Origin of the sequence: Marinobacterium sp. xm-m-383, assembly GCF_013283255.1 — a bacterium.
GTDB lineage: Bacteria > Pseudomonadota > Gammaproteobacteria > Pseudomonadales > Balneatricaceae > Marinobacterium_E.
This window is the reverse complement of the sequence record NZ_WBYT01000006.1, coordinates 38,547-49,972: the sequence shown is the minus strand read 5'-3', so window position 1 is coordinate 49,972 and position 11,426 is coordinate 38,547. Positions and strand designations below refer to the sequence as shown.

10 protein-coding genes and 4 tRNA genes are annotated in these 11,426 nt (G+C 50.4%); 10 read left to right on the top strand and 4 right to left on the bottom strand.

The window, feature by feature from the left end; all coding sequences use genetic code 11:
• Positions 1 to 32: 32 nt before the first annotated feature.
• The 10 genes from XMM383_RS10455 (at position 33) to greB (ending at position 10,992) form a co-directional block, all read left to right on the top strand.
• Positions 33 to 1,268, top strand: a complete 1,236-nt coding sequence (locus XMM383_RS10455) for a biotin/lipoyl-binding protein (protein WP_173483548.1) — start codon at positions 33 to 35, stop codon at positions 1,266 to 1,268.
• Positions 1,265 to 4,408, top strand: a complete 3,144-nt coding sequence (locus tag XMM383_RS10450) for an efflux RND transporter permease subunit (protein ID WP_173488634.1) — start codon at positions 1,265 to 1,267, stop codon at positions 4,406 to 4,408. Before XMM383_RS10455 ends, XMM383_RS10450 begins: the two co-directional genes overlap by 4 nt.
• 116 nt (positions 4,409 to 4,524) lie before the next feature.
• The gene (dapC, locus tag XMM383_RS10445) at positions 4,525 to 5,724 is read left to right on the top strand and encodes a succinyldiaminopimelate transaminase (RefSeq protein WP_173483546.1); all 1,200 of its coding nucleotides are present in this window, start codon (positions 4,525 to 4,527) and stop codon (positions 5,722 to 5,724) included.
• 8 nt (positions 5,725 to 5,732) lie between these two features.
• On the top strand, positions 5,733 to 6,074 hold the full coding sequence (locus XMM383_RS10440) for an arsenate reductase (RefSeq protein ID WP_254442791.1): 342 nt from the start codon (positions 5,733 to 5,735) through the stop codon (positions 6,072 to 6,074).
• A gap of 15 nt (positions 6,075 to 6,089) precedes the next feature.
• The gene (gene dapD, locus XMM383_RS10435) at positions 6,090 to 7,121 is read left to right on the top strand and encodes a 2,3,4,5-tetrahydropyridine-2,6-dicarboxylate N-succinyltransferase (protein WP_173480660.1); all 1,032 of its coding nucleotides are present in this window, start codon (positions 6,090 to 6,092) and stop codon (positions 7,119 to 7,121) included.
• A 26-nt stretch (positions 7,122 to 7,147) separates the two neighbouring features.
• Positions 7,148 to 8,290, top strand: a complete 1,143-nt coding sequence (gene dapE / locus XMM383_RS10430; RefSeq protein ID WP_173480659.1) for a succinyl-diaminopimelate desuccinylase — start codon at positions 7,148 to 7,150, stop codon at positions 8,288 to 8,290.
• Position 8,291: 1 nt separating this feature from the next.
• Positions 8,292 to 9,101 (top strand): putative RNA methyltransferase, encoded by an 810-nt coding sequence (locus XMM383_RS10425; RefSeq protein WP_173505624.1) that lies wholly within the window; start codon positions 8,292 to 8,294, stop codon positions 9,099 to 9,101.
• 39 nt (positions 9,102 to 9,140) lie between these two features.
• Entirely contained in the window at positions 9,141 to 9,524 is a 384-nt protein-coding gene (locus XMM383_RS10420; RefSeq protein WP_173495060.1) for a hypothetical protein, read from the top strand.
• Complete coding sequence (locus XMM383_RS10415; protein WP_173484572.1) at positions 9,509 to 10,492, top strand: zinc transporter ZntB; 984 nt, start codon at positions 9,509 to 9,511, stop codon at positions 10,490 to 10,492. The genes XMM383_RS10420 and XMM383_RS10415 overlap by 16 nt, the downstream gene beginning before the upstream one ends.
• Positions 10,492 to 10,992 carry a transcription elongation factor GreB gene (gene greB, locus XMM383_RS10410; RefSeq protein WP_173480655.1) on the top strand — a complete coding sequence of 167 codons (501 nt, stop codon included), beginning with the start codon at positions 10,492 to 10,494 and terminating at the stop codon, positions 10,990 to 10,992. The genes XMM383_RS10415 and greB overlap by 1 nt, the downstream gene beginning before the upstream one ends.
• 7 nt (positions 10,993 to 10,999) lie before the next feature.
• Here greB and XMM383_RS10405 read toward each other — a convergent pair.
• The 4 genes from XMM383_RS10405 to XMM383_RS10390 form a co-directional block, all read right to left on the bottom strand.
• A tRNA-Lys gene (locus XMM383_RS10405) sits at positions 11,000 to 11,075 on the bottom strand.
• Positions 11,076 to 11,103: 28 nt separating this feature from the next.
• Positions 11,104 to 11,179: transfer RNA gene (locus XMM383_RS10400), tRNA-Lys, on the bottom strand.
• A gap of 16 nt (positions 11,180 to 11,195) precedes the next feature.
• Positions 11,196 to 11,271, bottom strand: a tRNA-Asn gene (locus XMM383_RS10395).
• A gap of 20 nt (positions 11,272 to 11,291) precedes the next feature.
• Positions 11,292 to 11,379: transfer RNA gene (locus XMM383_RS10390), tRNA-Ser, on the bottom strand.
• Positions 11,380 to 11,426: the final 47 nt, after the last annotated feature.

Genomic DNA, 11,426 nt, shown 5'->3' with positions numbered 1-11,426 from the left:
TTTAATTTAACTTCGTAGGGAGAAAAGCCTCCGTGAAACGGTTACTGAAATGGCTTCTACCAATCATCATTCTTGGCATCGCTATTGCTGGATTCATCTCGTTAAAATCAAGCAAACCCAAAATGCCACCCAAACCGATCACGGAACGATCTTGGAGCGTTAATGCAATTGCCGCGTCACCTCAATCGATCGCGCCAGAGATTGAGCTCTATGCTGAAGTTGAAAACCCCCGCCAAGTGGTTCTGCGCGCCTCGATTGCTGCCGATGTTCAATCGGTTGAAGTGCGTGAAGGGGCAACGATTAAACAGGGTGATCTACTGATTCAACTCGATACCCGCGACATCGATCTTCAAATCGCTCAGCAGCGTGCCCAAATCGATGCTCTAAAAGCACAACTGTCTGCAGAACTGCTTCGTTTTGAAACCGATAAAAAGGCCTTGGCCATTGAAGAAGAGATGCTAGTGATTGCTCAACGCTCTCAACAGCGCCAGCTTAACCTATCAGGTAAAAAACTCGCCAGCCAAGAGCAACTCGATACCGCTGAGATGAACACCCAGCAGCGTCAATTGAGCCTTGTATCTCGCAAGCAGTCTTTGGCGGACCACCCCAACCGCGTTGCGCAGCTCAAAGCATCGATTGCCCAGTCACAGGCTCAATTAGATAAATCACTACTTGATCGTGAACGTGCTTTCGTAAAAGCACCTTTCGATGGTCGTGCAACCAAAATTTCAATTGCCGTCGGTGACCGCCTAAGAGCCAATGATGCGCTTGCCTCTGTTTACCCGAACTCAGATCTTGAAGTTCGTGCTCAACTACCTAGCCGTGCACTAGCACTTATCAAGAGCCAATCGTCACTCGCTGACCTTGAGGCGGTCGCAAAGATTGATGGTCAGCAGTTCGAACTTGAACTTGATCGTCTCAGTGCCGAAGTCGCGACTGGCTCGACCGGTGTGGATGGCCTGTTCCGTTTTGTCGATTCTGACTACCTACCCGAGCCTGGTCGCACCATCAGCGTTGCACTGACGCTACCAGAGCTGAATGATGTCATCGCACTGCCGCCAGTGGCGCTTTACGGCACGGATCGCATCTATCGTGTCACCGACTCTCGACTCGAAGCGGTTAAAGTCAACCATCTAGGTTATCGAACTAACTCAGATGAGAAGCGTGAGATTTTGATCAAGAGCGATCAGCTCAACGCCGGTGATAAGATCATTACAACCCAGCTACCCAACGCGGTCAGCGGCATGTTGGTTGAGGTGAAACAGTGAGTCAGGCAACCGGTCTAAAAGGGTTTGTCAGCCTATTTACGACCCACCGGGTTGCGGCAAACCTGTTAATGATATTGATGTTAGCGGCCGGTCTATTGGGCCTTAACCGTCTTAACATCCAGTTCTTTCCAACCTTTGAGCTCGATATCATCAACATAACCGTTCCCTGGAGCGGTGCCAGTGCTGAGGATGTGCAGACCTCTATCGTGGTTCCTGTAGAGGAGGAGCTTCGTGCACTTGAGGGGATCAAAAAACTCTCGGCCATTTCACGTGATGGCAGCGCCGTTTTTCGTCTAGAGATTGAAGATGGTACCGATGTAGATTACACCCTGTCAGAGGCAAAGCAGAAGATGGATGCTGCACGTTCAGCACTGCCCTCTGATGCAGAAGACGCTGTTGTACAGCTACTGACGCGATACGACAACATTGCTGATCTTATCGTCACCAGTGATCGCGCCTCTCTTGAAGAGCTAAGAACTCTCGCGCGCACCTACGAGCAGCAACTTCTTCAGCGTGGCATTCGTAAAATCGATTTTACCGGCATGCCTGAGCAAGAGATTGCTATCCAGTTCAGTCCAGACAACCTTAATCAACTAGGCCTTACGCTGAGCGATATTTCGGGATTAATTCGCCAACGCTCAGTTGACCTACCTGCTGGCGTTGCAGCACAGGATGATGGCGCTCGAAGAATTCGCAGTTTAGGCCAACAACGCGATGTTACCGGCTTTGAAGAGCTACCTCTGATCACTGCAGGCCAAGGCAAACTGGTTCGCCTTGGCGATATCGCGCTGATCGAGCAGCGCGACAAAGAGGATCAAGTACGCCTCTACCATGAAGGCAACCCAGCGATAGTTCTGAGCCTGAAACGAACGGAATCAGAGAACAGCTTAAAGACGGCCAATCTGTTTAACTCTTGGCTGGAAGAGACCCGCCCTACTCTGCCAGAAGGCGTTGAACTACTGACCTACAATGAGCAGTGGACACTGATCAAAGACCGTATCGACCTTCTTATCGAAAACGGTGCTAGCGGCTTAGTTCTAGTTGTCTTGATTCTATTCCTCTTCCTAAACGGCCGTGTCGCGTTCTGGGTGACTATTGGTATTCCAACCTCATTCATGGCGACCTTAGCGGTGCTCTACCTAGTAGGCGGCTCGATCAATATGATTTCGCTGTTTGCACTGATCATGGCTCTGGGCATCATTGTCGATGATGCGATTGTCGTTGGTGAGGATACCCTCGCACATGCTCAGATGGGAGAGAGCTCTCGACGTGCTGCTGTTGGTGGCGCGCTTCGAATGCTCGCCCCTGTGACCGCCTCATCGATGACCACCATCGCGGCCTTTCTGCCACTGATGATGATCGGCGGTATCATTGGCAACATTCTGTTTGATATCCCGCTGGTGATTATCTGCGTCATTATCGCCTCGCTGGTTGAGAGCTTTTTGGTGTTGCCAGGTCACCTCCACCACTCATTAGCACGAGGGGATGCCGCCCACCCATCGAAAATCCGAATCAAGCTCGATAACGGGTTTAACTACTTCCGAGACCGCATCTTCAAACGTTTCGTTGAAACGGCAATCAACTATCGTTGGGCATCCATTGCAACCGGTGTCGGTGTACTGATCTTTGCTGTGGGCCTGCTTGTCGGTGGTCGAATTCAATTCACCTTTTTCCCAAGTACCGATCAAGACACCTTCTCGATCAACACGCAGTTTGTCTCTGGCACCAGTGGTGATCAGGTCAGTGAGTTTCTCTTCTACATCGAAGATCAACTTCACAAAACAGATGAAGAGCTGGGTGGTGGCATTCTTAAGTTTGCACTTATTCGCCAAAACATCTCCCAACCATCACGTAATGCGTCGCCTAAACGCGGTGATATTTATGGGTCGATACAGGTTGAGCTGACGCCGGGAGACAACCGAGAGGTCTCGACTAAAGCCTTTACAAGAGCTCTGCGCAAAAACATTGAGCAACCTGCCGGCCTAGAGCGCTTATCGATCGATGTCGATCGAGGTGGCCCTCCAGGTAAACCGGTTGAAGTTCAACTCACCGGCAGCAATATCAACCTGTTGAAACAAGCCTCACTTGAGCTCCAAGAGAAGCTGAAGGTTTATAACGGGCTCAGTAATATCGATGATGACCTCCCGTTTGGTACTTCTCAGCTAATCTACACCCTGACTCCGGCTGGTGAAGCGGCAGGTTTAAGACTTGAGCAGGTTGGACGTCAGTTAAGAGCTGCCTTTGATGGCCAAGAGGTACAGAGCTACTTTGAGGGCCGTGATGAGATCAGTGTGCGCGTTCAGATGCTCGATGAGCAGAAGAATCAACTAAGCTCGCTCAGTCAGCTACCGATCGTGTTACCGGATGGCCGAGTGACACCGGTATCCAACGTCGTCAACTTCACCGCACGTCAGGGTTTCGATTCACTTCAACGTATCGATGGTCTTCTGTCGATCAACGTATCGGCTGACCTTGATGAGAGCGCCAACAATGCCAATGAGATCATCGCTGACCTGCAACAGAAGGTGATGCCTGAGATCCTTGGTAAGTATGGAGTTGATTCGAGCTTTGAGGGTAAAAACCGTGATCAACGCGAAACCCTGGGTGATATGAAAACCGGCCTAGTCATTGCATTGGTGCTGATCTACGTGATTCTGGCTTGGGTATTTGGTTCCTACAGCTGGCCAATCACGATCATGCTGACCATTCCGCTTGGATTAACCGGCGCCCTATTGGGACACTGGGTGTTAGGACTGGATCTGACCATCCTGTCACTGTTTGGCTTCTTCGGTCTTTCCGGGATCGTGATCAATGACTCAATCGTCTTGGTGACGTTCTACAAGAAGTTACGTGAACAGGGTATGGCGATTAAAGAGGCGGCTATTGAAGCCTCCTGCCAGCGCCTGCGTGCCGTGCTGCTAACATCACTAACAACCATTGGCGGCCTGACACCCATCCTATTTGAAACCTCCATTCAAGCTCAGTTCTTGATCCCAATGGCGGCTGCCATCGTATTTGGATTAGGTTATGGCACCTTGTTAATACTGGTTGTGGTTCCATCCCTGCTGACACTGATCGAAGGGGGTCGGGAGAAGCTAGGAATGAAACCGATCAGCTCTTACTCGGTCGATACACCTTAAAGCAAATTACGACCTGTGTTCTAAGGCGGCGATCCATTTATTGGATCGCCGCCTTACGTTATACTGTCGCACCCATTTTTAATGACTAGAGCGCTTGGTCGCTTGAGACACTGTTTATGAATCGAGATCTTTCGTTACTACAGCCTTATCCTTTTGAAAAACTGGCAAAGCTATTGGGCGGTCTAAAACCACCTCAAGAGATTGAGCACATCTCATTGGGCATCGGTGAACCGAAACACCCTGCCCCTGAGTGTGTGACTAAGGTGTTAAACGAAACCGTCGATCTTGTTGCAAACTACCCAACGACCAAAGGCAGTGCCGAGCTTCGCGATACGATTGCCGCTTGGGCCACACGACGCTTCAAACTTAAAAGCGATAGCCTAACTGGAGAGCAGAACGTGCTACCGGTAATGGGTACTCGTGAAGCGATCTTTGCTTTCACACAGTGTGCAGTCGATCGCAAACCAGGGGCTTTGGTACTATCACCGGATCCTTTCTACCAGATCTATGAAGGTGCCGCTTACCTAGCGGGAGCAGAGCCTTACTTCCTACCCACTTTGGCTGAAAATGGGTTTATTCCAGATTACGACTCGATCACTGATGATATTTGGGAACGTTGTGAGCTGCTATTTATCTGTTCACCCAACAACCCAAGCGGTTCAGTCCACTCTGCAGAGACCATCAAAAAGCTGATTGCGCTAGCGGATAAATTCAACTTTATCCTAGCCTCTGATGAGTGCTATTCCGAGATCTATTTTGACGAAGCGAACCCACCCGTAGGTCTCCTAGAGGTCTGTGCGCAACTTGGCCGTCACGATTACAAAAATTGTGTCGTATTCCACAGTCTCTCAAAACGTTCCAACCTGCCTGGACTTCGCTCAGGTTTTATCGCCGGTGATGCCGCTCTAATCAAGCCGTTCCTGTTGTTCCGCACCTACCATGGATGTGCGATGCCACTTCAGGTTCAGAAAGGCTCCATTGCTGCTTGGAATGATGAGACTCACGTCCAAGATAACCGTGAACAGTACCGTCAGAAATTTGCGGCCGTTCTTGAGATTCTTGCACCGGTTATGGATGTCAAAATGCCGGATGCTAGCTTCTACCTTTGGGCGAAGACACCGATCGATGACGACGCTTTTACCGCAGGACTGTTTGAACAACAAAACCTAACAGTGCTACCCGGTCGTTACCTATCGCGTGAAACCGATGCAGGTCTCTACCCTGGTGCCGGTTATGTTCGTATGGCACTGGTAGCAACGGTTGAAGAGTGTGTCGAAGCGGCTTGGCGAATTCGCCGTTACATCGAGTCGCTGTAAGGATGGCTATGAACCTTTACGGCATTCCAAACTGCGACACGGTAAAAAAAGCGCGCAAGTGGCTCACTGATCAGGGTGTGGAGTTTACCTTCATCGACTTTAAAAAGAGCCCACCCACAGTTGAACAGATTAAGCAGTGGGTTGACGCGGCCGGTATTGAGGTTGTCCTAAACAAACGCGGTACAACCTGGCGCAAGTTGGACGATGCCACAAAAGCGATGACAGATGAGTCTGTATTGATCAATTTGATGAGCGAACAGCCCAGCATGATCAAACGCCCAATTTTTGAATTCAATGGTCAGATTGAGGTCGGTTTTACCCCTGATACTCAATCGGCATTAACGATTTAACACGAGGATATAGAGATGACTAATTTTGCATTTGGCCTAGGTGTAGGTACTAAATCAGCGGCTGGCGACTTGCTAGAGGTCTACTACAACCAACCACTGCTTAATGCAGACTCAGCACTGGTTAATGCTGCAGGTAAAGCTGTGGGTTACACCGGTGGCAACGCTGCGATCGAGGTAGATGCCGCTCAGCTAAAAGCTCTAGAGGCTGCATTTTTGAGCGTTGGCGCTGAAGATCAAGCCGAGATTGTCGAGGTTCTTGAAGGAACCGCACAGCCCGTCATCTTGACGATCCTTGAATCTGACGATGCACCAACGACCACGGCTGAAGTCTACCTTAAGCTGTCATTGATCTCGCACCGTCTCGTTAAGCCTCACGGCCAGAACCTAACCGGTATCTTTGGTCTGCTACCGAACATCGCCTGGACGAACGAAGGTCCAATCGCGGTCGATGAGCTCTCTAAGCGCCAGCTAGCCGCTCGTGCACAGGGTCGCATGCTTCACGTTCACTCAGTCGACAAGTTCCCACAGATGGCGAACTACGTTGTGCCAACGGGTGTTCGTATCGGTGCCGCATCTCGAATCCGCCTAGGTGCTCACGTAGGTGAAGGCACCACTGTTATGCACGAAGGCTTCATCAACTTCAACGCAGGCACTATGGGTGTCAGCATGGTTGAAGGTCGTATCTCTGCCGGCGTCGTCGTAGGAAACGGCTCAGACCTAGGCGGTGGTTGTTCGACTATGGGCACTCTCTCTGGCGGCAACAATGTCATCATCTCTGTTGGTGAGAACGCACTGCTAGGTGCCAATGCAGGTCTAGGCATTCCACTAGGGGATCGCTGCACACTGGAAGCGGGCCTCTATGTAACAGGCGGCTCGAAAGTGACCATTCTTGATGACCAAAACAACGAAGTAACCACGGTTAAAGCGTCTGAACTGGCTGGCAAGTCGGATCTACTGTTCCGTCGTAACTCACAAAACGGCCGTATCGAAGTTAAAACAAACAAGTCAGCAATTGAGTTGAATGAAGAGCTACACGCTCACAACTAATCCTGAAAGACAAAGGTAGATAGAAGATGACTCAGCGCTCCGCCACTCTCGAACTTGCTTGCGATCTAATCAGCCGCCCTTCTGTTACCCCAGAGGACGCAGGTTGCCAAGCAATGATGTGTGAGCGCCTTGAAGCGCTGGGCTTCACTATCGATCATATGCCGTTTGAAGAGGTGACCAACTTCTGGGCACGTCGAAACCAAGAGGGTCCTGTACTCTGTTTCGCAGGACACACTGATGTTGTGCCAACCGGCCCTATTGAGCGCTGGAAAACTCCACCCTTTGAACCGACCATCATTGATGGTCAGCTGCACGGGCGCGGCGCGGCTGATATGAAAGGCAGTATCGCTGCCTTTATGACGGCACTGGATCGATTCGTTGCTAAACATCCGGATCATAAAGGCTCTATCGCTCTTCTGATCACCAGTGATGAAGAGGGTCCCTACGTCAATGGCACAACGCGAGTCATTGATACCTTGGAAGCTCGCAACGAGAAGATCACCTGGGCAATTGTGGGCGAGCCATCGAGCACAACCTTGGTTGGCGATGTCATCAAGAACGGTCGTCGCGGATCGCTTGGCGCCACCCTGAAAGTGAAAGGGGTTCAAGGCCATGTCGCCTACCCTCATCTGGTGCGCAACCCCATTCACGAATTCGCGCCAGCATTAGCCGAACTGTCACAAACTGAGTGGGATCAGGGCAACGACTTCTTCCCACCCACCAGTTTTCAAGTCTCTAATATCAACGCAGGCACCGGTGCGACCAACGTTGTACCTGGCGAAGTCGAAGTGAAGTTTAATTTTCGTTTCTCAACCGAGGTGACTGACACTGAACTGCGAACGCGTGTTGAATCGATTCTAGAGAAGCACAATGTTGAGTATGAGATTGAGTGGAACCTATCGGGTCAGCCTTTCCTAACGGCAGCCGGTGATCTAGTCGATGCGGCTCGTGATGCCATTCGATCGGTCACAGGCCGAGAGACCGAACTGTCAACAAGCGGTGGTACATCAGACGGTCGCTTTATCGCTCCGACAGGTGCACAGGTGGTTGAGCTAGGTCCTGTTAATGCCACCATTCATAAGATTGATGAAAACGTTTCTGTCGCCGATCTAGACACCCTCTCCGAGATTTATGAACAGGTCATGATCAACCTGTTGACTGACGCCTAACATGGAGCTGATCTGCCCTGTCTGTCAGGAGCGACTATCACTCAACGAGCAAAAGAAAACGCTCCGATGTGATAACAATCACAGCTTTGATCGAGCCAAACAAGGCTACTGGAACCTGCTTTTAGTGCAAAACAAACGCAGTAAGGATCCTGGTGACAACCCCGAGATGATTGCTGCGCGAAGTGACTTCTTGAATGCCGGCTATTACGCCCCAGTCTCAGACACTTTGAACGAACTAGCTCGGCAATATACTGACACCCACCCAAGCGTTATCGATTTAGGCTGCGGCGAAGGCTACTACACCCTCGCACTGCAAAACACCTTAGATCAGGCCGAGATTCTAGGCTTAGATATTTCCAAACACGCCATCAAAGCGGCCTGCAAACGCTCGAAGTCAATCACCTGGGTGGTTGGATCATCAGCTAACATCCCAACAGAGAATCACAGCTTAGATCTCGCTGTCATCGTATTCAGCCGCATACTCGGCGAGCCTATCGCAAACGCCCTGAAAGAAGATGGACACTTAATCATTGCCTATCCAGGCGAGCGCCACCTCTACTCACTGCGCGAAGCGATCTACGATGAGGTGCGAGAAACCGACTCTTCACCCGAAAGCGCTTTAGGTACACAGTTCGAACGCATTGATGAGCGACGTGTTCATTTTGAGATTGAACTCACCTCACGCGACGCACTGCATAACCTATTTATGATGACCCCCCACGGCCAACGCGCAGCAAAACAGCTGGCTGATTATCAACAATTCACGACCGAAGTGGATATTCATCTCGCAGTTTTCAAGAAAAGCGCCTAAATTACCCCTATACCCTGTCATTCGCGTTAAGGAACAGTGATGAGCGAGCAACGCCACCCCGACATCGAGGTCTACGTCAAAGAGCGCACAGCCCAACAGATCCTAGAGTGGGTCCAAACACTCGGCACCCTGACAACCGATAAGAGCACTAAAGAGTCGATAAAATCTAAGCTCCTCATCGGCGATGTTGAAATCCCCGTTTTGATTCAACAGCGTGTTATCGGTAAAGCGTGGAGCTCTGTTTGGTTTGATAGCAGCGAGACACCCTGGGCAACCGATCTCGAATGTGCGCATCAAATCGCGAAAGAGATGGAGACTCAAACTCGCTGTATCGCCTCCGGCTGGCAAGAGGGAGATGAGCCCGATGAGTGGTATAAAGTCCACCAGGGGGGCGAGGAGAAAATTGTATGGAATACGAACTAAAACAGCCTGCACTACTCCACGCTCTTTTGCTAGATGGTCAGGGCGGTGCTATTGCACTGAATTCTGAACAGATCTCTCAGCGGAGTGAGCTTGACGGTGAAGTTTGGATACATTTGGACTACACCGAAAAAGAGAGCCACACCTGGCTAGAGGAGCACTCAGGTCTATCGCAATCAGCGATCGATACCCTTCTAGCTGATAAGGTTCGTCCAAGAACAACCAGACTCGATGATGAACTGCTCATCGCATTGCGAGGGGTCAACTTAAACGTCAATTCTGACCCTGAAGACATGGTCTCTATACGCCTTCTTCTTAAACAGAATTGTCTCATCACGACACGCAAGCGTCGCCTACAATCTGTGACACAACTGGTTGAACAGCTCCAACAGGGCAAAGGTCCACACACCCTCTCGGATCTGATCACAGAGTTGGCAGACGGCCTGACAGAACGTATTGGTCGTTTAGTAGAAGAGTTAGATGTGCGGCTTGAGTCCCTTGAAGAGCAACTGGAGCAACAGGGCTCAAAGAGCCTGCGTGAACCGCTAGCCGAGATGCGTACGACTAACGCTCGACTCAAACGTTATTTAGGCCCACAAAAAGAGGCTCTGACACAATTGATAGCCTCTAAGAGCACTCTTCTCAATGACGATCATCGCGCCTCGCTGTTTGAGACGAATGACCACCTCACTCGTCATATAGAAGATCTAGACATGTTGCGAGAACGCGCAGGTGCGGCACAAGATAGCATCATGGCCCAGCTGTCAGAGCAACTGAATGAGCGTCTATACCTTCTCGCCATCATCTCCGGACTCTTTCTACCCTTAGGATTTTTAACCGGTCTACTCGGAGTAAATCTTGGTGGTATACCCGGTGCTGACAACAGTTCAGCGTTTTTCATTTTCCTAGCGGCTCTATCGGGTACGACCGGCTTACTGGTCTACCTACTTAAGCGCAAAGGCTGGCTCTAGTGGGCCGTTGGCGACCCCCTGCAGAGAAGAGCTCCCCCTACATTACCAAAGAGGGGTATGAGCGCTTGAATGCAGAGCTTAAACATCTTTGGAAGGTCCGACGTCCTGAGGTCACACAAGCCCTCAAAGAGGCTGCTGCAGAGGGCGATCGCTCAGAGAATGCCGAGTACATCTATCGTAAAAAAGAGCTCAGAGAGATCGATAGGCGCGTTCGATACCTCGCTAAACGTATGGATCACTTTAAAGTGGTCGAGCATCTACCAGAGCAACGCGATACCGTCTTCTTTGGTGCCTGGGTGACCCTAGTTGATGAAGAGGATAACGAGATTGAGTACCGAATTGTCGGAGCCGATGAGATCAACCCTAAACTAGGTTACATCAGCGTTGACGCCCCACTGTCGAAAAAACTGCTAAAGCGTCAACTAGGCGAAGAGATAGAACACAATACACCAGACGGAAGAACACTCTGGTATGAGATATTGGCGATACGATATGAGTAGCAAGAAATGGTGGGTCGTATAGGATTCGAACCTATGACCAATTGATTAAAAGTCAACTGCTCTACCAACTGAGCTAACGACCCTGAACAGGTAATGTGAGATTTGTGAGAATGGTGGGTCGTATAGGATTCGAACCTATGACCAATTGATTAAAAGTCAACTGCTCTACCAACTGAGCTAACGACCCACTCCAAATCTCGGTTTGGCTCCTCGAGCTGGACTCGAACCAGCGACCAATAGATTAACAGTCTACTGCTCTACCAACTGAGCTATCGAGGAATAAACCTTGGACATCCTAATGGCGGAGGGACAGGGATTCGAACCCTGGGAGCCTCTCGACTCGTCGGTTTTCAAGACCGGTGCTTTCGACCACTCAGCCATCCCTCCGTTAGGATGGGCGCAGATGTTACCGTCCTCAGTTTTTCTGTCAACCA

Coding starts and splice junctions, on each gene's coding strand:
- dapC (WP_173483546.1), top strand. CDS start 4,525: ATGAATCGAGATCTTTCGTTACTACAGCCTTATCCTTTTGAAAAACTG.
- XMM383_RS10440 (WP_254442791.1), top strand. CDS start 5,733: ATGAACCTTTACGGCATTCCAAACTGCGACACGGTAAAAAAAGCGCGC.
- dapD (WP_173480660.1), top strand. CDS start 6,090: ATGACTAATTTTGCATTTGGCCTAGGTGTAGGTACTAAATCAGCGGCT.
- dapE (WP_173480659.1), top strand. CDS start 7,148: ATGACTCAGCGCTCCGCCACTCTCGAACTTGCTTGCGATCTAATCAGC.
- XMM383_RS10425 (WP_173505624.1), top strand. CDS start 8,292: ATGGAGCTGATCTGCCCTGTCTGTCAGGAGCGACTATCACTCAACGAG.
- XMM383_RS10420 (WP_173495060.1), top strand. CDS start 9,141: ATGAGCGAGCAACGCCACCCCGACATCGAGGTCTACGTCAAAGAGCGC.
- XMM383_RS10415 (WP_173484572.1), top strand. CDS start 9,509: ATGGAATACGAACTAAAACAGCCTGCACTACTCCACGCTCTTTTGCTA.